Origin of the sequence: Nocardioides sp. Root1257 (genome assembly GCF_001425175.1) — a bacterium.
Lineage (GTDB): Bacteria > Actinomycetota > Actinomycetes > Propionibacteriales > Nocardioidaceae > Nocardioides.
This window is the reverse complement of sequence record NZ_LMDV01000009.1, coordinates 754,510-780,394: the sequence shown is the minus strand read 5'-3', so window position 1 is coordinate 780,394 and position 25,885 is coordinate 754,510. Positions and strand designations below refer to the sequence as shown.

General features: G+C 73.0%; 24 protein-coding genes. 12 read left to right on the top strand and 12 right to left on the bottom strand.

The annotated features are described in order from the left end of the window. Position 1: 1 nt before the first annotated feature. The 3 genes from ASC77_RS17810 to paaN all read right to left on the bottom strand — a co-directional run bounded on the left by ASC77_RS17810 (position 2) and on the right by paaN (position 4,763). Positions 2-1,513 carry an amidohydrolase gene (locus ASC77_RS17810; RefSeq protein ID WP_056156022.1) on the bottom strand — a complete coding sequence of 504 codons (1,512 nt, stop codon included), beginning with the start codon at positions 1,511-1,513 and terminating at the stop codon, positions 2-4. A 57-nt stretch (positions 1,514-1,570) separates the two neighbouring features. Continuing rightward, entirely contained in the window at positions 1,571-3,010 is a 1,440-nt protein-coding gene (locus ASC77_RS17805) for a DHA2 family efflux MFS transporter permease subunit (RefSeq protein ID WP_056156020.1), read from the bottom strand. 94 nt (positions 3,011-3,104) lie between these two features. Continuing rightward, positions 3,105-4,763: a phenylacetic acid degradation protein PaaN gene (gene paaN / locus ASC77_RS17800; RefSeq protein ID WP_056156018.1), complete on the bottom strand. Its 1,659-nt coding sequence runs from the start codon at positions 4,761-4,763 to the stop codon at positions 3,105-3,107. A gap of 90 nt (positions 4,764-4,853) precedes the next feature. On the opposite strand from paaN, the gene ASC77_RS17795 reads away from it, so the two are divergent. Then, positions 4,854-5,495 (top strand): hypothetical protein, encoded by a 642-nt coding sequence (locus tag ASC77_RS17795; RefSeq protein ID WP_156391159.1) that lies wholly within the window; start codon positions 4,854-4,856, stop codon positions 5,493-5,495. Positions 5,496-5,498: 3 nt separating this feature from the next. Here ASC77_RS17795 and ASC77_RS17790 read toward each other — a convergent pair whose 3' ends face one another. Next, a complete protein-coding gene (locus tag ASC77_RS17790) occupies positions 5,499-6,956 on the bottom strand; it encodes a serine/threonine-protein kinase (RefSeq protein ID WP_056156013.1) in 1,458 nt (485 codons plus the stop codon). Positions 6,957-7,079: 123 nt separating this feature from the next. Here ASC77_RS17790 and ASC77_RS17785 point away from each other — a divergent pair, with 123 nt between their 5' ends. The 4 genes from ASC77_RS17785 (at position 7,080) to ASC77_RS17770 (ending at position 10,848) form a co-directional block, all read left to right on the top strand. Further along, positions 7,080-7,976 carry an ABC transporter ATP-binding protein gene (locus ASC77_RS17785; RefSeq protein ID WP_056156012.1) on the top strand — a complete coding sequence of 299 codons (897 nt, stop codon included), beginning with the start codon at positions 7,080-7,082 and terminating at the stop codon, positions 7,974-7,976. After that, complete coding sequence (locus tag ASC77_RS17780; RefSeq protein ID WP_056156009.1) at positions 7,973-8,776, top strand: ABC transporter permease; 804 nt, start codon at positions 7,973-7,975, stop codon at positions 8,774-8,776. Before ASC77_RS17785 ends, ASC77_RS17780 begins: the two co-directional genes overlap by 4 nt. Positions 8,777-8,851: 75 nt before the next feature. Next, positions 8,852-9,418, top strand: a complete 567-nt coding sequence (locus tag ASC77_RS17775; protein WP_056156008.1) for an RNA polymerase sigma factor — start codon at positions 8,852-8,854, stop codon at positions 9,416-9,418. Next, a complete protein-coding gene (locus ASC77_RS17770) occupies positions 9,415-10,848 on the top strand; it encodes a M1 family metallopeptidase (protein ID WP_056156005.1) in 1,434 nt (477 codons plus the stop codon). Before ASC77_RS17775 ends, ASC77_RS17770 begins: the two co-directional genes overlap by 4 nt. Here ASC77_RS17770 and ASC77_RS17765 read toward each other — a convergent pair. Beyond that, on the bottom strand, positions 10,845-11,858 hold the full coding sequence (locus ASC77_RS17765; RefSeq protein ID WP_082574971.1) for an LLM class flavin-dependent oxidoreductase: 1,014 nt from the start codon (positions 11,856-11,858) through the stop codon (positions 10,845-10,847). The genes ASC77_RS17770 and ASC77_RS17765 overlap by 4 nt on opposite strands. Positions 11,859-11,946: 88 nt before the next feature. On the opposite strand from ASC77_RS17765, the gene ASC77_RS17760 reads away from it, so the two are divergent. After that, positions 11,947-12,927 (top strand): NAD-dependent epimerase/dehydratase family protein, encoded by a 981-nt coding sequence (locus ASC77_RS17760; protein WP_056156587.1) that lies wholly within the window; start codon positions 11,947-11,949, stop codon positions 12,925-12,927. On the opposite strand, the gene ASC77_RS17755 is transcribed toward ASC77_RS17760, so the two are convergent. Then, positions 12,924-13,484, bottom strand: a complete 561-nt coding sequence (locus tag ASC77_RS17755) for a nitroreductase family protein (RefSeq protein ID WP_056156002.1) — start codon at positions 13,482-13,484, stop codon at positions 12,924-12,926. The genes ASC77_RS17760 and ASC77_RS17755 overlap by 4 nt on opposite strands. A gap of 48 nt (positions 13,485-13,532) precedes the next feature. On the opposite strand from ASC77_RS17755, the gene ASC77_RS17750 reads away from it, so the two are divergent. The 3 genes from ASC77_RS17750 (at position 13,533) to ASC77_RS17740 (ending at position 16,851) form a co-directional block, all read left to right on the top strand. Continuing rightward, positions 13,533-15,023 carry a carboxyl transferase domain-containing protein gene (locus ASC77_RS17750; RefSeq protein WP_056155998.1) on the top strand — a complete coding sequence of 497 codons (1,491 nt, stop codon included), beginning with the start codon at positions 13,533-13,535 and terminating at the stop codon, positions 15,021-15,023. 136 nt (positions 15,024-15,159) lie between these two features. Further along, positions 15,160-15,963, top strand: a complete 804-nt coding sequence (locus ASC77_RS17745) for an SDR family oxidoreductase (protein WP_056155995.1) — start codon at positions 15,160-15,162, stop codon at positions 15,961-15,963. Between the two features lie 18 nt (positions 15,964-15,981). After that, positions 15,982-16,851: a patatin-like phospholipase family protein gene (locus ASC77_RS17740; RefSeq protein WP_056155992.1), complete on the top strand. Its 870-nt coding sequence runs from the start codon at positions 15,982-15,984 to the stop codon at positions 16,849-16,851. A 9-nt stretch (positions 16,852-16,860) separates the two neighbouring features. Here the strand turns inward: ASC77_RS17740 and ASC77_RS17735 are convergent, their stop codons facing one another. From ASC77_RS17735 to ASC77_RS17715, 5 genes are all read right to left on the bottom strand, one after another. Continuing rightward, entirely contained in the window at positions 16,861-17,811 is a 951-nt protein-coding gene (locus ASC77_RS17735; RefSeq protein WP_056155988.1) for a DUF2804 domain-containing protein, read from the bottom strand. Positions 17,812-17,830: 19 nt separating this feature from the next. Further along, complete coding sequence (locus tag ASC77_RS17730) at positions 17,831-19,243, bottom strand: dihydrolipoamide acetyltransferase family protein (protein ID WP_056155987.1); 1,413 nt, start codon at positions 19,241-19,243, stop codon at positions 17,831-17,833. Between the two features lie 10 nt (positions 19,244-19,253). Beyond that, the gene (locus ASC77_RS17725) at positions 19,254-20,234 is read right to left on the bottom strand and encodes an alpha-ketoacid dehydrogenase subunit beta (RefSeq protein WP_056155984.1); all 981 of its coding nucleotides are present in this window, start codon (positions 20,232-20,234) and stop codon (positions 19,254-19,256) included. After that, positions 20,231-21,355: a pyruvate dehydrogenase (acetyl-transferring) E1 component subunit alpha gene (pdhA, locus tag ASC77_RS17720; protein ID WP_056156585.1), complete on the bottom strand. Its 1,125-nt coding sequence runs from the start codon at positions 21,353-21,355 to the stop codon at positions 20,231-20,233. The genes ASC77_RS17725 and pdhA overlap by 4 nt, the downstream gene beginning before the upstream one ends. A gap of 223 nt (positions 21,356-21,578) precedes the next feature. Next, entirely contained in the window at positions 21,579-22,175 is a 597-nt protein-coding gene (locus tag ASC77_RS17715; RefSeq protein WP_056155981.1) for a TetR/AcrR family transcriptional regulator, read from the bottom strand. Between the two features lie 77 nt (positions 22,176-22,252). Between ASC77_RS17715 and ASC77_RS17710 the strand changes: the two genes are divergently transcribed. After that, a complete protein-coding gene (locus tag ASC77_RS17710) occupies positions 22,253-23,008 on the top strand; it encodes an SDR family NAD(P)-dependent oxidoreductase (protein WP_056155979.1) in 756 nt (251 codons plus the stop codon). 41 nt (positions 23,009-23,049) lie between these two features. After that, positions 23,050-23,496, top strand: coding sequence for an SRPBCC family protein (locus ASC77_RS17705; protein WP_056155976.1), 447 nt, complete (start codon positions 23,050-23,052; stop codon positions 23,494-23,496). A gap of 6 nt (positions 23,497-23,502) precedes the next feature. Here the strand turns inward: ASC77_RS17705 and ASC77_RS17700 are convergent, their stop codons facing one another. Beyond that, positions 23,503-24,969 (bottom strand): protein adenylyltransferase SelO, encoded by a 1,467-nt coding sequence (locus tag ASC77_RS17700; RefSeq protein ID WP_056155972.1) that lies wholly within the window; start codon positions 24,967-24,969, stop codon positions 23,503-23,505. Between the two features lie 115 nt (positions 24,970-25,084). Here ASC77_RS17700 and ASC77_RS17695 point away from each other — a divergent pair, with 115 nt between their 5' ends. Then, entirely contained in the window at positions 25,085-25,861 is a 777-nt protein-coding gene (locus tag ASC77_RS17695) for a helix-turn-helix transcriptional regulator (protein ID WP_056155969.1), read from the top strand. Positions 25,862-25,885 lie beyond the last annotated feature (24 nt).

Sequence of the window (25,885 nt, the reverse complement as noted above, 5' to 3'; positions counted from 1 at the left end):
CTCAGGCGCGGTGCGCGATCCGCCCCGCGACGACGGTCGCGGCGACCGGCATCGTCCGCAGCGCCGTGCCCAGCGACGCGGTGTCGCGCTGGTCGAGGTCGCTCAGCAGCGGGTCCCGGTCGAGCAGCACGACGTCGCCGCGAGAGCCGGTCGCCAGGGTGGGCTGACCGTCGACCGATGCCGCCAGCACCTCGCGCACGCTGAGGGCCTGCTCGCCGTGCCACGGGCCGCGCTCGTCGGCGCTGCGGTGCACCGCGGCGGCCATCGCGAGCCACGGGTCCAGCGGCGAGACGGGGGCGTCCGAGCCGAGGGCGAGCTCGACCCCGTCGTCGAGCATCCAGCGGAACGCGAAGCAGCGCTCCGCCCGCTCGCCCCAGATCTTGTCGGTGAGGTCGCGGTCGTCGAGCAGGTGCGCCGGCTGCACGCTCGCGCGGATCCCGAGCTCCGCCATCCGTCGTACGTCGTCGCGGCGGGCCATCTGCGCGTGCTCGACCGATCCGCGCGCGCCGGTGTCGGCGTACGCCGCGAGCGCCTCCTGCACCGCCGCGTCGCCGATGGCGTGGGTGGCGATCTCGAGGCCGGCCCGGTGCGCCCGGCCGAGCTGCTCGCGCAGCTCGGCGCCGGAGAGGTTCGGCTGCCCGGACGGGTACTCGAGACGGTGCGCGTCGCCGTAGGGCTCGCAGCACCAGGCCGTGCGGGTGTTGAGCGAGCCGTCGCTGATGATCTTCAGCGGACCCATCGTCAGCCGCGGGTCGCCGGCCAGCGGGTCACCGGTACGCAGGCCGGCAGCGATCACGTCGTCGAGGGTGTTCAGATAGGTCGCCCAGCGGATCCGCAGCAGGTCGCAGTCCTGCGTCCACCGCTCCGCCCAGTCCTCCCGGCTCGCGCCGAACTCGAAGTCGACCATGCCGGTGATGCCGCGCGAGGCCGCCTCGTCGAGCATCCGCCGGTAGGCCTCCGGCGAGGTGCCGTCGTTGCCGACGAGCGTGGCCAGGCGCGGGTACGCCGCGAACCACTCCGTCTCGCGGACCACCGAGTCGCGGACCGGCATCGCCAGGTGCAGCAGCGCCGTCGTGTTCAGCCAGGCGTGGTGGCCGTCGCCGCTGATCAGCACGACGGCGGTGTCCCCCGAGACCGCGTCGAGCTCCGACACGGTCACCTCGCGGTCCCAGCCGGCCGAGCGGTGTCCCCAGCCGATGACGGGGAGGTCGGGGTAGTCGGCGATCCGCTCGGCGACGGCGCGGGTCGCGTCCTCCGGCGACCGCGCGCCCGCGAGGTCGAGTCGCTGCGACGCGAGCGTCCACTGCGCCAGGTGGGTGTGCTGGTCCCAGAGCCCGGGCGTCGCCCACCGGCCCTCGGCGTCGAGCTCGTCGGCACCGGCGGGGCGGTCGAGGGCCGGACCGGCGGCGGTCACGACGCCGTCCTCGATCGCGACGTCGACGGGCGAGTCGGGGGCGGGCTCCCCGGCTACGAGGGGCACCAGGCGGGCGTTGCGGATCAGCAGGCTCGACATGCCGCGCACGCTAGCGCGCTGCCGGAGCGGTCCCTGATCCGAGGGTGACCTTCCCGGTCAGACTGCGTCGGAGCAGGGCTCCTCGACCGCAGCGACCTCCTCAGGAGCGCCTCCCTCAGGAGCGACCATGGGCTTGGGCCGGAGGAGCAGCCCGCCGACGAGCGCGGCGAGGGCGGCGGCCACGGCCCCGGTCGCGAAGGCCACCTGCAGCCCGCCGTTGAGCGACTCGATCGCCGAGGCGCCGTCGGCGGCGAGGGACTCGGTCCGGCTCGTCGAGATGCTGACCAGGACGGCCAGGCCGAGCGCGCCGCCCATCATGAACGACGTGTTCACGACGCCGGAGGCGAGTCCGGACTCGTGCGGCTCGACGTCGCCCATGGCCGCGAGCAGCACCGGGTTGAAGGCGATCCCGGCACCGGCGCCGAGCAGCAGCATCGAGGGCAGCACGTCGGTGACGAAGCTGCCGTCGACCGGCGCCCGGGAGAAGAGCGCCAGGCTGACGGCGGCCAGGGCCAGGCCGGCCACCAGCGGCGGCCGGATGCCGAACCGCATGACGAGCTTGTCGGAGACACGCAATGAGCAGTAGGCCATCACGACGCTGGTCGGCACGAACGCGAGGCCGACCTCGAGGGCGTCGTACCCCAGCACCTGCTGCAGGTAGAGCGCGGCGAGGAAGAACCAGGCGAACATGGCGGCCGCCCACAGGACGCCCACGACCTGCGAGACGACGACGTTGCGCAGCCGGAAGAGGCGAAGCGGCACCAGCGGCGCCGCAACCCGCGACTCCCAGAGCACGAAGACGGCGAGCAGCACCAGGCCGGCGCCGATCAGCAGGGCCGACGTCTCGACGATGCCGTAGACCGACAACATCAGGGCGCCCGTCACCAGGACGGCGCCGAGCACGTCGATCCGGCCACGCTCCTCGACGACCTCGTCGTGCGGCAGCACCCGGCGGGCGGCGATCCAGACGCCGACGCCGATCGGCACGTTGACCAGGAAGATCCAGTGCCAGGAGAAGAGCCCGGTCAGCACCCCGCCCAGCAGCACGCCGACGGCGCCGCCACCCGACATCACGAAGCCGAAGAACCCCATCGCCTTGGCGCGCTCGGCCGGGTCGGTGAAGAGACCCATGATCAGCGAGAGCGCCACGGCCGAGACGGCGGCGCCGCCGAGGCCCTGGACCGCGCGTCCGACGACCAGCAGGCCGGACGTCGGCGCGAGCCCGCAGGCGACGGAGGCGGCCACGAACGCGACCACGCCGCCGAGGAAGACCCGGCGGTTGCCGAGCAGGTCGCCGAGCCGGCCGGAGAGCAGCAGGAAGCCACCGAAGGTCAGGAGGTAGGCGTTGACCACCCAGGCGAGGGCCGACTGGGAGAAGCCCAGGTCGGCCTGGATGGAGGGCAGCGCGACGTTCACGATGCTCGAGTCGAGCACGATCATGAGGTCGCCCAGGCACAGCACGTAGAGCGCCAGCCAGCGGGACTTGAGGTCGGTCATCGTCAGATCTCCTCGGTGGGAAGGTTCCGTCACCTTCTCCACGAACGGGTGACTACGAAATCGACAGACCTGCTCGAAGTCCGTGACTCATCGGTCAGACCTGGCGGCGCGACTGGACGATGCGGAACCGGGGCGACACGTACGCCGCGTCCAGGATCGTCGCGCTCGACGCCGGACTGGTGCCGGCGCCGTGGAAGTCGGAGAACGACGAGACGGAGTTGACGACGACGTCGCCGTAGAGGTTCTCCGACAGCGCGACGCCCACGTCGAGCGCGACCTCCCGCACCTCCTCCACGACCTCGGCCGACGTCGAGTAGACGGCCGCCGTGACGGCGCCGTGCCGGCTCGCCATCAGGTAGAAGAGCGCGATCGACTCCTCGGTGTCCGCGGTCTCGACGAGGTAGCAGACCGCCCCGAGGCTCTCGCCCGAGTAGACGTCGGCGTCGGCGACCTGCAGCCCGACCAGCACCGGCGTGCGCACCTCGGCTTCGACGTACGACGGGTGCTCGATGCGGCGGCTCGGGATGAGCACCTCGCCCTTGCGGGCGGCTGCCTCGGCGAAGGCCAGCACCGCCGGGCTCGCCAGCGCGCCCAGCACCTCGATGGCACCCCGGTCGTGGTGCAGCAGGCGGTCCAGCGACGCCGCGATGCCGTCGGCCACCTCGCGTGGCGACCGGGGCCCCTGGTCGGTGTCGATGCCGGCCCTCGGCACCAGCAGGTTGTGTGGCGCCGTGGTCATCTGACCGGCGCACGCGGCGATGGACAGCGCGAGGTTGTCGCACATGCCCACGAAGTCGGGCGTGGAGTCGATGACGACGCTGTTGACCCCGGGGCAGCCGGTGAAGAGCACGGCCTGGCCGGCCCGCTCCTCGAGCCACTCGCAGAAGCCGGCCGGCCCCATGAAGTCGATGATCCTGACCTCCGGGCGCACGGCGAGCTGCTCGTGCAGCCGGTCGCCACAGCCCCCGACCGCCAGGGTCACCAGGTCGGTGTCGAACCCGGCCTCCGCCAGCACCTCCTGGCAGATCTGGACGGTGATCGCCAGGGGCAGCACGGCCGACGGGTGCGGCTGGACGACGACCCGGTTGCCGGCGACGAGGGAGGCGAAGATCGCGGGCCAGGAGTTCCACGTCGGGAACGCCGAGCCGCCGACGACCAGGCTGATGCCGCGGGGGATGACGGTGTAGGTCTTCTCGACCTGGCTGCCTCCGGGCGCGGGGCTCTGCCACACCGTCGTGGGCGCGATCCGCGTCATCTCGCGCCACGACCAGGCGAGGGCCTCGAGACTCCGGTCCAGCGCGCTCGCAACGCTGTAGGAGAACGCGATGGCGATCGGCTGTCCGCTGGTGTGCCGGACCGCGTTGGCGATCTCGAAGCCGCGGGCGTGCAGGCGGTCCAGGATCTCCGAGCACACCCCGACCCGGCCGTCGGGACCGGCGTCGCGCCAGGCCCGGGCGCCGGGCACGGGCGCCAGGAGGGCGTCGACATCGACCACCCGGGGGTAGCGCACCCCGAGGTCGAAGCCGTACGGCGAGCGCTCGGTGGCCACCGTGCCGTCGGTGCCGGGAGCTGCGATCGGGAAGTCCTCGTCCAGCCAGGCGCGGAAGGCCAGCGTGCCGGCCCGGCTCTGCTCCGCCGGGTAGGACCACGGCGGGACGGACTCGCCGAACGCGGAGAAGTACCCCCGGCTCGCACTGGCCGCGACGGCCGCGTCGAGGCGCTCCCGGTGCCGCTCGAACAACACATCGTTCATCCGGTGCCCCTCCGAGTGGTGAACAGGCCACACTCTAGGCACAGCCCGGTGGGCGTGTCCGGCGTACGACACGCCGGATACGGTGGCCGCATGAGGGTGCGCTGGATCGGGCTGGCGCTTGCGCTCGTCGTGGTCGGCGGTGCCGCGGGCTACGCCTTCGGGCAGTCGCAGGAGGACGAGCCCGCGAGCATCTCGGCCGGACCCGTGCCGGCGGCGTCCCCGTCGTACCCGGTCAACGAGTACGTCGTCGTGCCGGACCCCGGCATCGCGCCCCTGGCGACCGACCTGCCGCTGCATCCCGCGAGGTTCCGGACCGGCGACCTGCGGATGCGGGCCTCGGCGCCGGTCGGCTGGCGGCGGGCGGTGCTGCAGGGCGGCGACTCGTGGAACTTCGCCGACCCCGACGTCCCTCAGCCGACCTACATGCTCCGGGTCGGGCTGATCGCCGGCGACCGGGCCTCGCTCAACGCCGCGCGAGAGTTCCGGATCAGCAAGCTCGAGGACGCCGAGGCCAACGGCGACCTGGAGCACCTGGTGGTCGAGGAGCGGTCGGAGGACGGGTTCACGGCGACCTACCTGAGCGGCGGCCACCTGCGCGTCACGATGGAGCGCTTCCTGCCCCAGCCCGGCTCCACGCAGGCCTACGCGACCATCGCGGTCGTGGGCCGGGACCGGGATCGCGAGGGCATGGCCGACCTGCTCGAACGGGTCACCGCCTCGGCCACCTTCTGAGCGTCACATGCCGTGCACGGCGACGTCGTCGAGCACGCTGTTGGCGGTGCCCCGGTCGTGGCTGCGCACCTGCACCCAGAGCAGCTGGTCGTCGGTGACCTGGACGACCCTCTCGACGGTGACGCCGTCACCCGGGCAGCCCGTGTAGACGACGGTCGCCGACGGACCGTAGGTGCTGTTGTCGGCGACCCGCTGGCCGGCGGTCGTGCACTCGGGGTGCTGCGGCAGCTGGCTGGGCAGCTCGTTGCCGGGCAGCAGCCCGACGAACACGCCCTGGCCCGTGGACCGCGGGTCCGTCCAGGACGCGGTGGTGCCGGTGGAGATCGCGGCGTACTCCCCGTCCGCGCCACTCGGGCGCCAGCCGTCGGTCGCGGCGGCCCGGTGCCACGCGATCGGCACCGTCACGCTGAGCGAGGACTGGTCGTCGGTCAGCGTGACCTCCGGGTCCGCTCGCTGCGCGGCGGCGTACCCGCCGGCGGCCGAGGCCACCAGGACCACGGCCGCGGCGACGACACCCGCCACCCAGCGCCACCGACGCCGCCGCGGTGGCGTCGGCTCGGCGAGCGGGCTGTCGTCGATCTTGATCGACGGCGGCGCCCCGAGCTGGGTCAGGTGCGGGTCGAGCGGGAGCCAGGGCTCCGCGACCTCGCCGGCGACGGGTGCGAGCGCGGCCTCCAGCGCTCCGACGTACGCCGCGACGTCGGGCCACCGGGCGGCGCGGTCGGCGGAGAGCCCGCGCACGACGACCTCCTCGACCTCGCGGGGGTAGGTCCGCTCCGGCGTCGAGAGCGGTGGCGGCGGCCCGGGCGAGGCGGCCGCCGAGAGCGAGGCGTGCGCGAACGCGGCCCGCCCGGCGAGCATCAGGTAGGTCAGCGCGGCGAGGGAGTACTGGTCGGCCCGGGGGTCGAGCGGCTCGCCCTGCGCCTGCTCGGGGGCGACGAACGACGGCGTCCCGGCGATGACGGTGAGCCGCGACGACACCTCCATCGACTTCCCGAGCCCGAGGTCCGCGACCATGGCGCGCACCTTGCCGTCGCGGGCGCGGAAGAGCACGTTGGCAGGCTTGAGGTCGCGGTGCAGGACGCCGCGCTCGTGCAGCGTCTGCAGCCCCTCCCCGATCTCGCGGACCACCTCGAGCGCCTGGGCGGCGCTGAGCCCGTCGATCTCCAGCCGGTCGGCCAGGGTGCCCTGGTCGGCGTACGACATCACGAGGTAGGGGCGGCCGTCGTCGAGCTCGCCGGCGTCGTAGACGGTCACGACGTACGGCGACTCCACCTTGCGCAGGAACCGCCCCTCCTCGAGGAACCGCTGCCGCACGGCCAGGTCCTCGCTCCAGTTCTCGGCGAGCACCTTCACGGCGACCGGCGAGTCCAGCTGCTCGTCGTACGCCAGCCAGACGGTCGCGAACGCACCCGCCCCGATGCGTCGGCGCACGGCGTAGCGACCGAGACGGGCAGGCATGGGCACCCCGGCATTATTCATCGAAGCCGGGGTCAGACCCCGAGACGACTCGGGGTCGACTCAGGGATCCGGTGCCGCGTCTCCCCGATGTGGCCGACCCCCGGCCGCCGCGAGGCTCTTCCCATGATCAAGGTCGAGTCCCTCTCCAAGACGTACGGCGGCTTCAAGGCCGTCGACGATGTCAGCTTCACGGCGCGGCCCGGCCGCGTCACCGGCTTCCTCGGGCCCAACGGCGCCGGGAAGACCACCACCATGCGGATCATGGTCGGGCTCACCCCCGCCACGTCCGGCTCCGCCACCGTCAGCGGGCGGCGCTTCGCCGACCTGCCCAACCCCGGCCTCGAGGTCGGCGTCCTCCTCGACGCCTCCGCCCAGCACGCCGGACGCACCGGCCGCGAGATCCTCACCGTCGCCCAGCGCACCATGGGCCTGCCCGGCTCCCGGGTCGACGAGATCCTCGACCTGGTCAGCCTCACGCCGACCGAGTCCGGCCGCCGGGTCCGCAACTACTCGCTCGGCATGCGCCAGCGGCTCGGCATCGCCGCGGCGCTCCTCGGCGAGCCCGAGGTGCTGATCCTCGACGAGCCCGCCAACGGCCTCGACCCGGCGGGCATCCGCTGGATGCGCGACCTGCTCCGCGGGTACGCCGACCGCGGCGGCACGGTTCTCCTCTCGAGCCACCTCCTGCACGAGATCGAGGTCATCGCCGACGACCTGGTCGTGATCGGCAACGGCCGGATCGTCGCGCAGGGCACCAAGGCCGAGCTGCTCGCCTCCGCGGGCACCCTGGTCCGCACGCCCGACGTCCCCACCCTGTCGCAGGCGCTCACCGGCGCCGGCGTCGCGTTCGCCCCGATGACGGACGCCCTCCGCGTCGAGGCCGACCCCGACGTGGTCGGCCGGGTCGCCCTGGCCGCCGGCGTCGCCCTGACCGAGCTGCGCGCCGCCGAGGGCGCCGGCCTCGAGGAGATGTTCCTCGAGCTCACCGCAGACACCCAGCGTGAAGGAGTAGCAGCATGACCGCCGCCGTCCTGGAGCACGAGGTCGTGCGCACCGAGCGCCCGACGCCCGCCCGCATCCCCATGTCCCGGCTGATCTCCGTCGAGCTCCGCAAGTCCTTCGACACCCGGTCCGGCTTCTGGCTGATGGCCAGCATCGGGATCCTCGCCGTGATCGCCACGGTGGCGACGATCGTGTTCGCCCCCGAGAGCGAGCTCGACTACGAGGCGTTCGCCTCCGCCATCGGGTTCCCGATGGCGGTGGTGCTGCCGATCATCGCCGCCCTGCTCGTCACCAGCGAGTGGAGCCAGCGCAGCGGGCTGACGACGTTCACGCTGGTGCCGCACCGCGGCCGGGTGATCACCGCCAAGCTCGCCGTGTCGGTCGGCATCGGCGCGGTCTCGATGCTCATCGCCGCCGCGATCGGCGCCGTCGGCAACGTCGTCGGCACCGCGATCACCGGCACCGACACCGTCTGGAACGTGAGCGCCGCCGAGCTGTCGTACATCATCATCGCGAACGTGCTCGGCATGCTGGTCGGCTTCATGCTCGGGGTCCTGATGCGGAACTCGGCGGCAGCGATCGTCGGCTACTTCGTGTACAGCTTCGCCCTGCCGCCGCTCACCTTCCTGCTCGCGCAGAACCAGCAGTGGTTCAAGGACCTGCAGCCGTGGGTCGACTTCAACTACGCCCAGGGCAACCTCTTCAACGGCGTCATGACCGGCACCTACTGGGCGCAGCTCGCGGTGACCACCTTCGTCTGGCTGGTCGTCCCGCTCGTGGTGGGCCTGCGCCTGGTGCTCCGCTCCGAGGTCAAGTAGCAGCCACCAGGTCACGACTGGGTCACCCTTCCCCGTTGCCTGCACAATGTGCGGACAACGGGGAAGGGTGCGTTCATGACGACCGAGGTTCTGGGTCCGGACGAGATCGACGAGCTCGCACGGCGCGCGCAGGCGGGTGACCGCGACGCGCTGGAGACGCTGCTGGCGACGGTGCGACCGCGCGCGCTCAACGTCTGCCGGGGGGTGCTGCCGCACCTCCCGGACGCCGAGGACGCCTGCCAGGAGGCGCTGCTCAACATCGCCAACAAGGTCGGGAGCTGGAACGGCCAGGGCCGCTTCACCACCTGGATGCACGTGGTCGCGCTCAACAGCGCGCGCTCGACGTACCGCCGGATGAAGAACCAGGCGACGCCGCGCGACCCGATGGAGTACGCCGGCGTCGACCGTCCCGACCCGCGCACCACCAGCGTCATCGCCGGCACCCGCCTCGACCTGCTCGAGGCGATGGAGACCATCGAGAAGGACCACCCGCAGTTCGTGGAGCCGCTGCTGCTGCGTGACGTCTACGGGATGTCGTACGAGGAGATCGCCCGCCAGGTCGGCGTACCGCTCGGCACCATCAAGGCGCAGATCCACCACGGCCGCAAGCTCGCGCGTCCACTGCTCCGGGGCTCGGAGTGAGGGGCGCGCTCGCCGCTGTCGTCGCGAGCGCGCTGCTGCTCGGTGCCTGCACGTCCGACGCCGACCAGCCCGAGGGCTCCCCCAGCCCGGCGCCGAGCCCGTCGGCGTCGTCGGGCGCGCCGGCCGGGGTCAGCACGCCCGTCGAGGACCGGGTCTACCCCGACGTCGGCGACCCCGGTGTGGACGCGCTGCACTACGACCTGTCCCTCACCTGGGCGCCGGACTCCCGGGTCCTGACCGGCCACGAGGAGCTCCGGCTGCGGGCCACCGAGGACGCCGACCACCTGCAGCTCGACCTCGCGGGCGACCTGACCGTCGACGCGGTCACCGTCGACGGGGAGGACGCCGACTTCGAGCACGACGGCAAGGACCTGGTCGTCTCCCACGACGTACGGGCGGACCAGCGCTACCGGCTCGTCCTCGACTACCACGGCACCCCGCAGCCGGTGCCGGCGCCCACCAAGCGCAGCGACTTCAACACCACCGGCTGGACGACGATGCCGAACGGTGACGTCTGGACGATGCAGGAGCCGTACGGCGCCTACAGCTGGTACGCCGTCAACGACCAGCCGTCCGACAAGGCCCTCTACGACATCACCGTGCGGGCGCCGAAGCCGATGGTCGGCGTCGCCAACGGCGAGCTCGTGGCCCGGCGCACGATCGGCGGCCGGGAGATGACGCGCTGGCGGCTGGACGAACCGGCGTCGTCGTACCTCGTCACGGTGGCGATCGGCGACCTGACCGTGACGGGGGACCGCTCGGCGTCGGGCGTGCCGATGGCGTACTGGACGCCGCGCGGCCGTCCCGCCCTCGTCGACAAGCTGCGCCGGGCGCCGGCCGGGCTGGCCTGGCTGGAGGACCGGCTCGGGCCGTTCCCGTTCGACAGCCTCGGCTTCCTCATCGTCGACTCCGAGAGCGGCATGGAGACCCAGACCCTGATCACCCTCGGCGACACCGGCTACGCCACGTCGCCCGAGGTGCTCGTCCACGAGATGGCGCACCAGTGGTACGGCGACCAGGTCACGCCCGTCGACTGGCGCGACGTGTGGATGAACGAGGGCATGGCGATGTTCCTCCAGGGCGCCTGGATGGCGCAGGACCAGGGCACGTCGATCGAGTCGGTGATGGACACCTGGGCGACCGCGGAGCCCGAGCTGCGCGAGCAGTACGGGCCGCCGGCGGACTACGACCCCGAGGCCTTCGGCGCCAGCAACATCTACTACGGACCGGCCCTGATGTGGGACGAGCTGCGCAAGCGTCTCGGCGACAAGGAGTTCTGGCGGCTCGTCCGCGCCTGGCCGGCAGCGCACGCCTACGGCAACGCCGACTACGACGACATCACCTCGTGGTGGTCCGACCAGACCGGCCAGGACCTCTCCGGGTTCTTCCACGACTGGCTGCTGGGCGAGACGTCGCCGCCGCGGAGCTAGTCAGCGGGTCGCCAGCCGAGAGCGGGCCCGAGACGGGTCGCCATCGCGGTCAGGATCTGCACGTAGTCGTCCTCCTCGAAGGTGAACGGGAGGGCGAACGCCACCTCGTCGACCTCGCGGAACGCCGCGTGGGACTCCAGCCGCTCGGCGATCTCGTCCGCCGGGCCGACCAGGTCGGGGGCGAACATCATCCGGCCCGGACCCTGCGGCTCGCGGGTGCGCGGCAGCCGCGCCTCGGCGTACGCCGTGTAGCGGGCGCGCTGGTCGGCGCTCGCCCCGTCGGTCGGGATGACGACCAGTCCCTGGGAGACCCGCGCCCGGTCCCCCAGCGGGTGCGCGGCCCGGAACGCCCGGACCTGGGAGAGCTGGACCTGCTCGAAGTCCTCCCCCCTCTCGGCACCGCCCTCGGCCTTGACGACGCTGCTGGTCAGCAGGTTGAGCCCGCGCTCCCCGGCCCAGCGCGCCGAGCCGAGGCTGGCGGCGCCGTACCAGATCCGCGACGCGAGGCCGGGTGAGTGCGGCTCGACCCGGTCGGAGAAGTCCTCGATGCCCTCGCGGCCCCGGAACGGGCTGGCCGGCTCGCCCCGCACCAGGCGGAGCAGCCGGTCGACCCGCTCGTAGCCGAACTCCTCGACGTCGCCGGTGTCCGGGTAGAGCGCGTCCCGCACCTCGTCGTACCGCATCGGCGGGCCGACGCTGAGTCCCGGGTTGAGCCGCCCGCCGGAGAGCACGTCGACGGTCGCCCAGTCCTCGGCCAGCCGGAGCGGGTTCTCCCAGCCGAGCGGCGTGACCGCCGTGCCGAGCTCGATCCGACTGGTGCGCTGCGAGGCCGCGGCGAGCACCGCGACCGGCGAGGAGATGCCGAACTGGAGGTGGCGGTGCCGCAGCCAGGCGCCGTCGAAGCCCAGCTGCTCGCCGAGCTCGATGATGCGCAGCGTCGACTCGTGGCCGGCGCGCGGGTCGTCCGGGTCGAAGAGCCCGATCGTCAGGAAGCCCAGCCTCGTCAGCATCCGTGTCTCCTCCCAGGTCTGACCCTGCGCCATCTGCCGTTGGCTGAATCGCTTGTGCGCGTGCTTCATTCCCGCGACGGTGGACGACGTGAAGCTCCTGGTGCTCGGCGGTTCGGTCTTCCTCTCCCGCGCGGTCGCGGCCGACGCCGTACGCCGCGGGCACGACGTCACCTGCGCCAACCGCGGCACCTCGGGCTCCGTACCCGACGGCGCCCGGTCGGTCGTCTGGGACCGGGACGACCCGGTGCCCGCCGAGCTCGTCGCGACGGCGTACGACGCGGTCGTCGACGTCGCCCGACACCCTTCGCGCGTGCGGTCAGCGGTGGCGGCCTTCCCCCGTGCGCACTGGGTCTTCGTGTCCACGGTCAACGTCTACTCCGACGAGTCGACCCCCGGCGGGCGGCCCGGCACGCTGCCGATGAGGGAGCCGCTCCACGAGGACGTCGACCTGGCCGTCGACATGGAGGCCTACGGCCCGATGAAGGTCGCCTGCGAGGAGATCGTCCGCGGTGCCGCCGCGTCGGCGACCGTGATCCGGCCGGGCCTGATCGTCGGGCCGGGAGACCCGAGCGGACGGTTCACCTACTGGCCCGCGCGGATGGCCGACGGCGGCACGGTGCTCGCGCCGGGACGTCCCGACGACAGCACCCAGGTCATCGACGTCCGCGACCTGGCGACCTGGGTCGTCGGGGCGGCGGAGTCGCGCCTCGGCGGCGACTTCGACGGCGTGGGGTGGGCGACGACGATGGGCGAGGTCCTCGCGGGGGTGGCCGCCGGTTGCGACGCCGACGTCGAGCTCACCTGGGTCCCGCAGGAGTTCCTGGCCGAGCAGGGCGTCGAGCCGTGGGCCGGCCCGGACTCGGTCCCGCTGTGGCTCCCCCGCCCGGAGTACGACGGGATGACCGCGCACGACGCGACCCCGTCGTACGACGCGGGCCTGGTGACCCGACCGGTCGCCGACACCGCCCGCGACACCCTGGCCTGGCTGCGGGAGACCCCGGACGCGACGGTCACCGGCATCGGCCGCGAGCGCGAGGCCGAGGTGCTCGCCGCCTGGCGGGCGCGCTAGCCGAGCACGGGCTCGCCGAAGCGGGCGCCGTACGCGACCTCCGCCAGCGGCCGCCGGGTGCGCGGGGCGACCTCGCTGACGATCCCGAGGCCGACGGCGACGCCGGTGGTGACCGACCAGTGGCTCGGGACGGCCGCGGCCGCCGCCAGCCCGTCGTGGTCGAAGGCCGCGAACTGGTGGCAGGACAGGCCGAGCGCGCCCGCCTGCACGCACAGCTGCGCGACCGCCTGGCCGAGGTCGTAGGCGGCGTAGTCGGAGTAGAGCGGCGCGTCCTCCTCGGGACCGGACGCGGTCTGGTGGACCGCGAACACGAGCGCGGAGGCGGCGGGGGCCCACCGCCGGACGCTCGGCGCCAGCAGCTCCACGAAGGTCCGGTGCGCGGCGTCCCCGCGCCGGCCGACCAGGAACGCCCACGGCTGGGAGTTGCCGGCCGACGGCGCCCAGCGCGCGGCCTCCAGCAGGCTGGCGAGGTCGGCGGTCCCGAGCTCGTGGGTGTCGTCGTACTCCCGCACGCTGCGGCGCTCGCGGAGCAGCGGCAGGATCGTCGGCTCGGCCATGGTGGACCAGCCCCGCCGGGCCACGCCGTATTCCCGTAGCCTGCGCTGATGAACGCCCCGACGCCCGCCCGACTCTCGGCCGCCGAGCTGATCGACCTGGTCCTCGACGAGGGCTCCTGGACGTCCTGGGACGTCGCGCCGTCGTACGGCGAGATCTCGGAGGCGTACGCCGCCGAGCTGGCCGCGGCGCGCGAGAAGAGCGGCGTCGACGAGTCGGTGCTGACCGGCGAGGGCCTCATGCACGGGCGCCGGGTCGCGGTCGTGATGGGCGAGTTCCGCTTCCTGGCCGGCTCGATCGGGCGCGCCTCCGCCGACCGCCTGGTCGCCGCGATCGAGCGCGCCACCCGCGAGGGCCTGCCGCTGCTGGCCGCTCCGATCAGCGGCGGCACCCGGATGCACGAGGGGACGCCGGCGTTCGTGCAGATGGTGCGGATCACGGCCGCCGTCGCGGCGCACAAGGCGGCGGCGCTGCCCTACCTCGTCTACCTGCGGCACCCCACCACCGGCGGGGTGATGGCGTCCTGGGGATCCCTGGGCCACATGACGGTCGGCGAGAGCGGCGCCCTGATCGGCTTCCTCGGTCCACGGGTCTACGAGGCGCTCTACGGCAAGCCGTTCCCCGAGGGCGTGCAGACCGCCGAGAACCTCTACGCGCACGGCATCCTCGACGCGGTCCTGCCGCCGGAGGAGGTCGCCGGGATCCTCGACCGGGCGCTGGCGATCCTGCTCGCGCCGCGGCACGGCATCCGCCCGGTCCCCGACCCGGTGCCGCTGACGCCGCTCCCCGAGGTCGAGACCTGGGACGCGGTGCTGCGCTCGCGGCGTCCCGACCGGCCCGGCGTACGACGCCTGCTGAAGTACGCCGCCAGCGACGTGATCCCGCTCAACGGCACCGGTCAGGGCGAGCGCGACCCGGGGCTGCTGCTGGCCCTGGTGAGCTTCGGCGAGGCTCCGTGCGTCTTCCTCGGGCAGGACCGCCGCGGCCAGACCGCCGAGCACCCGATGGGTCCCGAGGCGCTGCGCGAGGCCCAGCGCGGCATGCGCCTGGCCGCCGACCTCGGACTGCCGCTCGTCACGGTCATCGACACCCGCGGCGCGGCCCTGTCGGCCGAGGCCGAGAACGGCGGGATGGCCGGCGAGATCGCCCGCTGCCTCAACGAGCTCGTCACCGTCGCCGCGCCCACGCTGTGCCTGATGCTCGGCGAGGGCAACGGCGGTGGCGCACTCGCGTTCCTGCCCGCCGACCGGGTGATCGCCGCCCAGCACGCCTGGCTCTCCCCGCTCCCGCCCGAGGGCGCCAGCGCGATCGTGCACCGCGACCTCGACCACGCCCCGGAGATGGCCCGCGCCCAGAAGGTCCGCGCCCTCGACCTCCGCGACCGCGGCATCGTCGACCGCATCGTCGCCGAGCTCCCCGACGCCGCCGACGAGCCCGAGGCCTTCTGCCAGCGCGTCGGCGCCGTCCTCGAGCACGAGCTCGCCGCCCTGCTGGACTCCGGCCCGGGTTCCCCGGCGGACCGGGCGCGGCGCTACCTGTAACGCCGGGTTACCGACAGCGACTGTAACGCCGGGTTACCAGCTGTTCCCAGGCGGTTGCAACACCGTGGGAACAGGCACTAACCCGGCGTTACAGCCGACAGCGACCAGCCGAACTAGAACGCGTTACAGTCCGTCCATGAGGACGTACGTCGTGAGCGGGGCCGCGTCGGGCATCGGGGCGGCGACGGCCGCGCTCCTGCGGAGCCAGGGTCATCGGGTGATCGGCATCGACCGGACGGCGGCCGACGGGGTGGACGTGACGGCCGACCTGGCGACGCCGGCCGGCCGCGACGCCGCGATCAGCGGGGTCCAGGCGCTCACCGACGTCGTCCACGGCCTGGTCCCGGCCGCGGGGATCGCCGGCCGCACCGGCACCGACTCGGCGCTGCTCGTCTCGATCAACTTCTTCGGGGCGGTGGCCCTCGTCCGCGGCCTCCAGGCGGAGCTCACCGCCGCGGACGGCGCCGGCGTCGTGCTCCTCGCCTCCAACTCGATCACCGGCATGCCGGGCTGGAACGCGCCGACCGCCCAGGCCTGCCTGCGCGACGACGAGGAGCTCGCGCGCGCCGAGGCCGCGAAGGTCGACGCGGTGATGGTCTACCCGTCCAGCAAGGCGGCGCTCGCCTGGTGGGCGCGGCGCGAGGGCGTGAAGCCGGAGTGGGCCGGCGCGGGCATCCGGCTCAACTCCGTCGCCCCCGGCGCGACCGAGACCCCGATGGTCGAGGAGATGCGAGCCGACCCGCTCCTCGGCTCCGCCATCGACGCCTACCCCAACGCGATCGGGCGGACCAACCTCCCGGAGGAGGTCGCCGCGGCCATCGTCTTCCTGCTGACGACCACGGGCATGGTCGGCGTCTGCCTCTTCGTCGACGGTGGCACCGATGCGATGCTGCACCCGATCGCCCCGCAGGGCTGGGAGGTCTCCGGCATCGAGCCGTAGGCCCGTAGGCTCGAGGACATGCGCGTCGCCCTCGTCCTCGGCTCCGGCGGCGCGCGGGGCTACGCCCACATCGGCGCGATCGCCGAGATCGAGTCGCGCGGCCACGAGGTGGTCGCCGTCGCGGGCTCGTCGATGGGCGCCCTGGTGGGCGGCCTGTACGTCGCGGGCGGGCTGGACGAGTACACCGCCTGGGCCCGCACCCTCACCTCCAGCGGCGTCGTCCGGCTGCTCGACCCGAAGTGGTCGGCGGGCGGCGCGATCGGCGCCGGCCGGATCTTCGCGGAGGTCGAGCGCATCGCGGGCGAGCGGCTCATCGAGGAGCTGCCGATCCCGTTCACCGCCGTCGCCACCGACCTGCGGGCGCGCCGCGAGGTCTGGTTCCAGCGCGGCCCGCTCGTGTCGGCCGTGCGCGCCTCGATCGCGATCCCCGGCGTCATCACGCCCGTCGTCATGAACGGCCGCCTCCTCGCCGACGGCGGCCTCATGAACCCGATCCCGATCGAGCCGACCGCGGCCTCGGCGGCCGACCTCACCGTCGCGATCTCCCTGCAGGGCGAGCGCGACGCCCGCGAGCAGAGCACCCCCGCGCGCGAGCCGGCGGAACCCACGTGGCGCGAGGAGCTCGTGGAGCGCGTCCGACGGACGGTCGGCCGCGAGAAGGAGGCCCCCGACCCGCTCGAGGACCTGCGCATCTCCGACGTGGTGGGGCTGTCGATGGACGCGATGCAGGGGCTGGTCTCCCGCTACCGGATGGCCGGGCTGCCGCCCGACGTCCTGGTCACGGTGCCGGTGTCGGCGGCCCGCTCGCTGGACTTCCACCGCGCCAACGAGATGATCGAGCTCGGCCAGCGGCTCACCGCCGAGGCGCTCGACGCCTCGGGCCACTGACCGGTCAGTTCACCAGCGGTTGCGGGCCTCCTCGGCCCAGCCGACGAGGCCGTCCAGCGGCACCCGCTCACCGTCGTCGGCAAGCGCCCAGCCGCTCCAGTCCCCGAAGCACTGGTGGGTCTCGCCGGCGAGCACGACGAGGTCGGTGCGCGAGACCTTCTCGCGCCACGGTGTGAACGTCGCGTCCACCCGCGACCCGTGGATCCGCCAGGGCCGCTGCCAGTCGGCCCGGTCGTAGTCCCAGCTCAGCTCGTCGCCGATCTTGTGCAGCCGGCCGTCCACGAAGAGCCCGTTCTCGGTGATGCCGGTCCCGTCGGTCCACTTCCCGCCGAGCGTGATCCCGCGGCCCTCGCCCGAGCCCGCCGCCCAGTTCCACGTGATCGAGTAGGGCCACTTGCCGCGACCGTGGTCCAGCACCGCCCAGCCCTCGGCGACGTCGTAGGGCACGTCGTCCAGGACCAGCCGCCCGGTCACCGGGCGCGACACGTCCTTCACGGTGTGCTGGAAGCGCCGCGCACCCCACGGCACGACCACGCCCAGGCACTCGCCACCCGACCCGATGGCCAGGTCGACCTCGACCCCGGGCGCGCTGGCCCGCAGACGGCTGTCGGACATCTCGATGGCCAGGCCCTTCGCGGTCACGCTCGCCACCCCGCCGTACGACACGGGCAGGGTGACGCCGCGTCCGAGGAGCGGCACGGCCTCGGCCTCCCAGACGTCACCGGTCTGCCGGTCGAGCACCCACAGCGAGCACACGCCGGCGTAGTCGAGCGACGACACGACCAGCCCGACGCAGAAGCGTGGGGTCACCACGCCCCAGTACTCCCACCGCTTCACCCGGCCCCAGCCACGCAGGTTCGACCGGTGGAGCGGTCGCCGCGACCACCCGACGGCGTCCGGGTTCAGCCGGCCGTCCGGCAGGCAGAGGTCGACGGGACCGGTGATCTCGCGCTCGGGCACGGGCGCCAGTAGAGCAGCGTCAGTAGAGCAGCGCCGTCCCCGGGTCGTTCAGCACGCCGGCCACGTCGGCGAGGAAGCGCGAGCCCTTCTCACCGTCGATGTGCCGGTGGTCGAACGACAGCGCCAGCGTCGTCACGTCGCGCACGACGATCTCGCCGGTGACCTCGTCGACCCACGGGCGCTTGTTGATCGCGCCGAAGCACAGGATCGCCGACTCCCCCGGATTGATGATCGGGGTGCCGGCGTCGACGCCGAAGACGCCCACGTTGGTGATGGTGAAGGTGCCGCCGCTCATGTCCGCGGGCTGCGTCTTCCCACTGCGGGCCGTGTCGACGAGCCCGCCGAGCGCAGCGGCCAGGTCGACCAGCGACAGCGCGTCGGCGTCCTTGACGTTGGGCACGACCAGCCCCCGCGGCGTGGCCGCCGCGATGCCGAGGTTGACGTAGCTCTTGTAGACCACCTCCTGCGAGGCCTCGTCCCACCACGAGTTGATCTCCGGCGTACGCCGGACCGCGAGCAGCGTCGCGCGGGCCAGCAGCAGCAACGGGTTGACCCGGACGTCGCGCAGCTCGCGCCGCGCCTTGAGCCGCTCGACCAGCTCCATCGTGCGGGTGACGTCGACGGTGATCCACTCGGTGACGTGCGGGCTCGTGAAGGCGGACTGGCTCATCGCCTGCGCCATCATCTTGCGGACGCCCTTGATGGGCTCGCGGGTCTCGCGCTCGGTGGTCGAGGTGCCGCGAGCGCCAGCGAGTGGCCTCGAAACCCCTGCAGCCTCCGAGTCGGCGGTGACCCCGGATGCCGCGGCCTCCACGTCCTCGCGGCAGACCGTGCCGTTGCGACCGGTCGGCGTCAGGGTCGTGATGTCGACGCCCAGATCCTTGGCCAGCTTGCGCACCGGCGGCTTCGCCAGGGTGCGTACGGCGGCCGGAGCAACGTCCGGCGTCGGCGCCGGGGACGGCGTCGGTGCCTCGACGGCCTCCACGGCCTCGACCATCGGGGCCGCCCCGGGCTCGAACGCGGCCTGGGTCTGCATGTGCGCGGCGACGGCGCCGGTCGGCACCTTCCGCGCGCGGCGCACCGGCCCGCGGTCGGCCTTGTTGCGGCCGACGAGCGACTCGCCCTCGACCCCACCGGAGGCGGCCGGGTTGCTCAGGTCCATCTCGGGCGCCTGGCCGGAGGCCTGGTCGTCGGAGACCGGCTCGCCGATCGCGATGATCGGCGTGCCGACGGCGACGGTCTCGCCCTCGGCGACCAGCAGCGCGGTGACCGTGCCGGCGTACGGCGACGGCAGCTCCACGATCGACTTGGCGGTCTCGATGTCGACGACGATGTCGTTGATGGCGATGACGTCGCCGACCTTGACCTTCCAGACCACGATCTCGGCCTCGGTCAGGCCCTCGCCGACGTCGGGCAGCTTGTACTCAGCCACAGGGGCCTCCTCAGAACTCGAGCGAGCGGTCGACGGCGTCCAGCACCCGGTCCAGGTCGGGGAGGTAGTCCTCCTCGATCCGCGACGGCGGGTACGGCGTGTCGAACGCGCCGACCCGCAGCACCGGAGCCTCGAGCGAGTAGAAGCACTGCTCGGTGATCCGCGCGGCGACCTCGGCACCCATGCCGAGGTTGACGTGCGCCTCGTGCGTGATGACGGCCCGGCCGGTGCGGCGCACCGACTCGAAGACAGGACCCAGGTCGAGGGGCGACAGCGTGCGCAGGTCGATGACCTCCAGCGACTTGCCCTCGCCCGCGGCCGCCTCGGCCGCCTTGAGCGCCGTCTTGACCGTCGGGCCGTAGGCCAGCACGGTGACGTCGCCGCCGCGGCGCACGACCTTCGAGGTGAAGAGCGGCTCGGGCGACACGGAGTCGTCGAGCTCGGCCTTGTCGGCGTGGTACTGCCGCTTCGGCTCGAGGAAGATCACCGGGTCGTCGCACGCGATCGCCTGCTGGATCATCCAGTAGCCGTCGACCGGGTTGGAGCAGGCGACCACCTTGAGGCCGGGCGTGTGCGCGAACTGCGCCTCCGGCGACTCGCTGTGGTGCTCCACGGCGCCGATGCCGCCACCGAAGGGGATCCGGATGACCATCGGCATCTTCGACTTGCCCTGGCTGCGGAAGGTCATCTTCGCGACCTGGCAGACGATCTGGTCGTACGCCGGGTAGACGAACCCGTCGAACTGGATCTCGACGACGGGGCGGTAGCCGCGCAGCGCGAGGCCGACGGCGGTGCCGACGATGCCGGACTCGGCGAGCGGCGAGTCGATGACCCGGTCCTCGCCGAAGTCCTTCTGCAGGCCGTCGGTGATCCGGAAGACGCCGCCGAGCTTGCCGACGTCCTCACCCATGAGCAGGACCTTCGGGTCGTCCTCCATGGCCTTGCGCAGGCCCATGTTGAGGCCCTTGGCCAGCGTGATCTTCTCGGTCATGAGTGCGCCCCCTCGAAGGACTCGAGGTAGGCCTCGAAGCCGGCTCGCTGCTCCTCGAGCTCCTCGGTCAGCTCGGTGAAGACGTGGTCGAAGATCGACAGCGGTGACGGGTCCGGCAGCGCCTTGCACCCGTCGCGCAGCCGGGCGCCGAGGTCGTCGGCCTCCGACTGCACGGCCGCGACGAACTCGTCGTCGGCCAGGCCGTTGCGGCGCAGGTAGACCTCGACCCGGGCGATCGGGTCCTTGAGCTTCCAGCGCTCGAGGTCGTCGGAGAGCCGGTAGCGGGTCGGGTCGTCGGTGGTCGTGTGCGCACCCATCCGGTAGGTGTACGCCTCGACGAACGTCGGGCCCTGGCCGTCACGGGCGCGCTGGAGCGCGGCCTGCGTGACGGCGTACGTCGCGAGGACGTCGTTGCCGTCGACGCGCACGCCGGGGAAGCCGAATCCGAGAGCCCTCTGGTAGAGCGGGATCCGGGTCTGGCGCTCGATCGGCTCGGAGATCGCCCACTGGTTGTTCTGGCAGAAGAACACCACCGGGGCGTTGTAGGACGCCGCGAAGATGAAGGCCTCGTTGACGTCGCCCTGCGAGGAGGCGCCGTCACCGAAGTGCGCGATCACGGCCGCGTCGCGGTCCGGGTCGCCGGTGCCGACGACACCGTCGCGCTGCATGCCCATCGCGTAGCCGGTGGCGTGCAGGGTCTGGGCGCCGATCACGATCGTGTAGAGCCCGAAGTTGTTCTCGGCCGGGTCCCAGGCGCCCTGGTCGACGCCGCGGAACAGGCCGAGGAGGTCGAGCGGGTTCACGCCACGGCAGTAGGCGACGCCGTGCTCGCGGTAGGTCGGGAAGACGAAGTCCTGGGGGCGCAGCGCGCGACCGGCGCCGATCTGGGCGGCCTCCTGGCCGAGCAGCTGGGCCCAGATGCCGAGCTCGCCGTGGCGCTGGAGGGCCGTGGCCTCGACGTCGATCCGCCGGGTCAGCACCATGTCGCGGTAGAAGCCACGCAGCTGCTCGGCGGAGAAGTCGAGGTCGAACTCCGGGTGGTGGATCCGCTCGCCCTCGGGGGTGAGCAGCTGGACCAGCTCCGGGCCACCGTCCTGCTGGGAGGGACCGAAGACCTCCACGAGGTCCGGTCCGAAGCCGTCGGCGGCCCCGTCGTCGTCGCTGCGCTGGGTCACGTGCACTCCTTCGTGGTCACCGGCGTGGGCGGGGTCTCCGCGCTGCCTGCGGTCAGGTGCTCCGGAGCGGGACGCGGGGGTGGTGCGGCCCTGTGACCCGGAGCACATCGTGCACCGCAAAAGTACCCGGCACATCGTCGCCACCGCCAATCAGGGCGGCCCCGACCTGTCAGGACGGACCAGCGGGAGCGCTCCACCACGCGGGCAGGAGCGCCTGGTCGAGCGCCAGGAAGGTCGACGGATCACGCCGCCGCCCGTCCTCCAGCCAGGCTCGGGCGGCTCCCACCGTCCCGAAGGCGACGAACCCGAGGGCGGCGTCGACCGTCACGTGGTCGGCGAGCCGCGGCACGGACAGGTCGAGCCGGAGACGACCGTCGTCCCGGAGCATCCGGCTCGAGGCGAGGAAGTGCTCCGCGAGCATCGTGACCAGGCTCCCCGACCCGGCGTCCGGCGCCAGTCCTCTGCGATAGGCCGCGGCGTGGGACCGGAGGTGCTCAGCGACGCCGTACGTCGTGCGGCGCAGCGCCTCCGCCAGGTCGAGCCCGGGCTCGCCCAGGTGTCGCGTCCGGATCTCGTCGAGCTCCGCGGACAGCGCCGCCCGGAGCAGGTCGCCGGGCGAGGCCGCGTGCTCGTAGAAGGTCGAGCGGTGCACGCCCGCCGTCTCGGCCACCGTCGTCACCGAGAGCGCATCCACGGGGGTGTGCTCGGCGAGCTCGACGATCGCGGCGTACAGGCGTTCCTGGCTGCGCCGCTGCCGTGCGTCCATGAGGGAATGCAAACCGACGGTTGTCGGTTACGTCAATATCCGACAAATGTCGGACAACGTGAGAAGGGATGAGAACCATGGCCACCTACGACGTCTCCGAGAGGTCCGCGATCGTCACCGGAGGGGGATCGGGCATCGGCCGCGCCGTCGCGCGCCTGCTCGCCGCCAACGGTGCCGCCGTGCTGGTCGCCGAGCTCAAGCCGGACGCCGCCGAAGCAGTCGTGGCGGAGATCGTCGCGGCGGGCGGCACCGCACAGGCCTTCGTCGGCGACGTCGCCGACCCCGAGGTCGCCCAGCAGGCCGTCGACGCCGCCAACGCGCTCGCGCCGTTGCGGATCGCTGTCAACAACGCCGGGATCGGTGGGGCGAACGCGCCGGTCGGCGAGTACCCCGTGGACAGCTGGCGCAGCGTCATCGAGGTGAACCTCAACGCGGTCTTCTACGGCCTGCGCGCCCAGCTCCCCGCGATCGCGGCGAACGGTGGCGGCGCCGTCATCAACATGGCGTCCGTCCTGGGCTCGGTCGGCATCGCCGGCTCCTCGGCGTACGTCACCGCCAAGCACGGCCTGCTCGGCCTGACCAAGAACGCGGCCATCGAGTACGGCGACCGGCGGGTCCGCGTGACCGCGGTCGGACCCGGCTTCATCCACACGCCGCTCGTCGACGCCAACCTCGACGACGCAGCCCAGCAGGCACTGGCGGCCAAGCACGCCGCGGGCCGGCTCGGCACCCCGGACGAGGTCGCCGCCCTGGTCGCCTTCCTCGCGTCGGACGCCGCCACGTTCGTGACCGGCAGCTACCACCTGGTCGACGGCGGCTACGCCGCGTCCTGATGATCCCGAGCGCTCATGCCCCGACCTCTACTGTTCGGGGCATGAGTGCTTCCAACGTGTCCGCCAGCACGACGATCGCCGCGCCACCCGAGACGATCTTCGCGATCCTCGCGGACCCGCGCCAGCACGCCCGCATCGACGGCTCCGGCACCGTGCGCGGCTCCCTCTCCGGTCCCGACCGGCTCGAGCTCGGCTCGCAGTTCGGCATGGACATGAAGATGGGCGCGCCGTACCGGATCAAGAACCGGGTCGTGGAGTTCGAGGACGGCCGCCTGATCGCGTGGCGGCACGTCGGGGCGCACCGCTGGCGCTACGAGCTCACGCCCCAGGCCGGTGGGACCGTCGTCACCGAGACGTGGGACCTGACCCACTGCAACGGGCTCAACCGCTGGGTCCTCGGTGCGATGGGCTACCCGAAGCGGCACCAGAAGGGCATCGAGCAGACCCTGGTGAACCTCAAGGAGGCCGCCGAGGCCGACGCCGCCTGATCCCGCTCAGGTCCCGCAGAAGGTCCGGTACCCCGCGCTGACGTCCGCCGGGGCCGGATCGGCGTAGGCCTCGAGGCCGGGCCGCTCGTCGTACGGCGCACGCACGACGGCGAGCAGCTCGTCGAACGGTGCGAGGTCACCGGCGCTCGCGGCGCTCAGGGCGGCCTCGACCAGGTGGTTGCGCGGCAGGTAGACGGGGTTGACCCGATCCATCGCGTCGCCGTCGGGACCGGTCGCGCGCCACCGCTCGAGCCAGTCGTCGAAGGCCGGCAGGTCGAGCACCAGGCTCCGGGCCGGCTCGGCATCGCCGCGGGCGGCCCGGCCCAGCGCACGGAAGAACGTCGTCAGGTCGACGCGAGCAGACTGCATCAGGGCCAGCAGGTCCTCGATCAACGGCGCCGCGACCGACTCGTCCAGGCCTGGGGGCAGCCCGAGCTTCGACCGCATCCCGCTCGACCAGGCGGCGCGGTAGCGCTCGGCGTACGCGCCCAGGGAAGCGGTGGCCAGCTCCACGGCCCGGTCCTGGTCGTCGCCGAGGAGCGGCAGCAGCGACTCGGCGAGCCGGGCCAGGTTCCACTGGGTGACGGCGGGCTGGTTGCCGTAGGCGTAGCGCCCACCCTCGTCGATCGAGCTGAAGACGGTCGCCGGGTCGAAGGCCTCCATGAACGCGCACGGGCCGTAGTCGATGGTCTCGCCGGAGATCGTGACGTTGTCGGTGTTCAGGACGCCGTGCACGAAGCCCACGAGCATCCACTGCGCGACGAGGCTCGCCTGGGCCGCGACCACCGCGTCGAGGAGCGCGAGGTACGGCGCCTCCGCCGCCGCGGCGTCAGGGTGGTGCCGTTCGATCGCGAGGTCCGCCAGTCGCCGGGTCAGGTCGGGATCGCCCTGGGCCGCGACGAGCTGGAAGCTGCCGACCCGCAGGTGGCTGCTCGCGACCCGCGCCAGGACGGCACCGGGCAGGACGACCTCCCGCTGGACACCACGCCCGGTCGCCACCACGGCGAGCGCCCGGGTCGTCGGGATGCCGAGGGCGTGCATCGCCTCGCTGACGACGTACTCGCGCAGCATCGGGCCGACGGCCGCGCGGCCGTCGCCGCCGCGGGCGAACGGCGTGCGCCCGGAGCCCTTGAGGTGCAGGTCGCGGACCCGGCCGTCGCGGTCGACGAGCTCCCCGAGCAGGAGCGCGCGGCCGTCGCCGAGCCGCGGGTTGAACCCGCCGAACTGGTGCCCGGCGTAGGCCTGGGCCACCGGGTGCGCGCCGTCCGGGAGGACGACGCCGGTCAGCAGGCCGAGGCCGGCCGGGGTGCGGAGCGCTGCGGCGTCGAGGCCGAGCTCGGCGGCCAGCGGCTCGTTCAGGGCGAGCAACGCCGGCGCGAGCGCCGGCTCGGCCGGCCACGGCACCGCGAGCTCGGGAACCGTCCGCGCGAACCGGTCGTCCAAGGCGATGGTCGGAGGGGCCGCGGTGGTCACGGTTCGAGGCTACGTGGCCGGCCGGCATCTGTGACGCGTGGGACGCGTGGTTGCCAGGAGACACATCGGAACCGAGACTTGGCCCCCGAGTACTCGGGAGCAGACGGGGGATCACGTGGAGCCGCACGACCTGCCGACCGGGGTCGGGCTGGGGCCGATGACGCGGATGAGTCCGGACGCGATCCAGGCCGTCCTCGACGCTGCCGCCAACCTGCAGGTACGCCGCAGCGAGGCGGCGGCCCAGGCTGCGCGCGGTGAGCTCGTCGGCGGCGAGGTCGTGGCGGTCGGCTTCGCGACCATCCAGGACTGGCTGTTCACGACCGGGAAGACCTGGCAGGAGAACCTGTCGGTGCGACCGACCGGGTCGTTGACCCAGCTCCGCGCGAGCCTCCCCACCAACCGAGCCCTGCTCGAGGCCGGACTCCGGATGGTCAGCGTGTTCGACTACTACGGTCTCGACGCGGGTGCGCGGCTGCTGCTCGCCAACGAGCCGATCGGCGACTACCTCTTCGGCCGGGCTCCCGTGCAGATGAAGATCATCGACCGCCGCTTCGTGCTCCTCGAAGGACCGTCCATCGACGGCTCGGTCAGCCTGATGGCGATGCACTCCGCCCCCTACATGGATGCGGCCTGGCGCTACTGGGACGCCATCGTCGCGTCGGCGATCCCGGTCGAGGACGCGGGCATCTCCGACCTCGACGCCCTCACGAAGCGGCAGCGGCAGGTGATCGCCCTGCTCGCCTCCGACCTCGGCGACGACGCGATCGCCGCCTCCCTCGGCGTCAGCGTGAGGACCGTGCGCTCCGAGATCGCGGCCATCCTGGCGGCCCTCGGGGTGAAGTCCCGGTTCGCGGCGGCGATGCGGCTCGCCCGGCTGCAGGAGGTCCCGTGACGGCGGCGGGTTGCAGGAACCTGC

Bases quoted from the DNA above. Each gene is read 5' to 3' on its own strand.
- ASC77_RS17810 (WP_056156022.1), bottom strand. From the start codon at position 1,513: ATGTCGAGCCTGCTGATCCGCAACGCCCGCCTGGTGCCCCTCGTAGCC.
- ASC77_RS17805 (WP_056156020.1), bottom strand. From the start codon at position 3,010: ATGACCGACCTCAAGTCCCGCTGGCTGGCGCTCTACGTGCTGTGCCTG.
- paaN (WP_056156018.1), bottom strand. From the start codon at position 4,763: ATGAACGATGTGTTGTTCGAGCGGCACCGGGAGCGCCTCGACGCGGCC.
- ASC77_RS17795 (WP_156391159.1), top strand. From the start codon at position 4,854: ATGAGGGTGCGCTGGATCGGGCTGGCGCTTGCGCTCGTCGTGGTCGGC.
- ASC77_RS17790 (WP_056156013.1), bottom strand. From the start codon at position 6,956: ATGCCTGCCCGTCTCGGTCGCTACGCCGTGCGCCGACGCATCGGGGCG.
- ASC77_RS17785 (WP_056156012.1), top strand. From the start codon at position 7,080: ATGATCAAGGTCGAGTCCCTCTCCAAGACGTACGGCGGCTTCAAGGCC.
- ASC77_RS17780 (WP_056156009.1), top strand. From the start codon at position 7,973: ATGACCGCCGCCGTCCTGGAGCACGAGGTCGTGCGCACCGAGCGCCCG.
- ASC77_RS17775 (WP_056156008.1), top strand. From the start codon at position 8,852: ATGACGACCGAGGTTCTGGGTCCGGACGAGATCGACGAGCTCGCACGG.
- ASC77_RS17765 (WP_082574971.1), bottom strand. From the start codon at position 11,858: ATGCTGACGAGGCTGGGCTTCCTGACGATCGGGCTCTTCGACCCGGAC.
- ASC77_RS17755 (WP_056156002.1), bottom strand. From the start codon at position 13,484: ATGGCCGAGCCGACGATCCTGCCGCTGCTCCGCGAGCGCCGCAGCGTG.
- ASC77_RS17750 (WP_056155998.1), top strand. From the start codon at position 13,533: ATGAACGCCCCGACGCCCGCCCGACTCTCGGCCGCCGAGCTGATCGAC.
- ASC77_RS17745 (WP_056155995.1), top strand. From the start codon at position 15,160: ATGAGGACGTACGTCGTGAGCGGGGCCGCGTCGGGCATCGGGGCGGCG.
- ASC77_RS17740 (WP_056155992.1), top strand. From the start codon at position 15,982: ATGCGCGTCGCCCTCGTCCTCGGCTCCGGCGGCGCGCGGGGCTACGCC.
- ASC77_RS17725 (WP_056155984.1), bottom strand. From the start codon at position 20,234: ATGACCGAGAAGATCACGCTGGCCAAGGGCCTCAACATGGGCCTGCGC.
- ASC77_RS17715 (WP_056155981.1), bottom strand. From the start codon at position 22,175: ATGGACGCACGGCAGCGGCGCAGCCAGGAACGCCTGTACGCCGCGATC.
- ASC77_RS17710 (WP_056155979.1), top strand. From the start codon at position 22,253: ATGGCCACCTACGACGTCTCCGAGAGGTCCGCGATCGTCACCGGAGGG.
- ASC77_RS17705 (WP_056155976.1), top strand. From the start codon at position 23,050: ATGAGTGCTTCCAACGTGTCCGCCAGCACGACGATCGCCGCGCCACCC.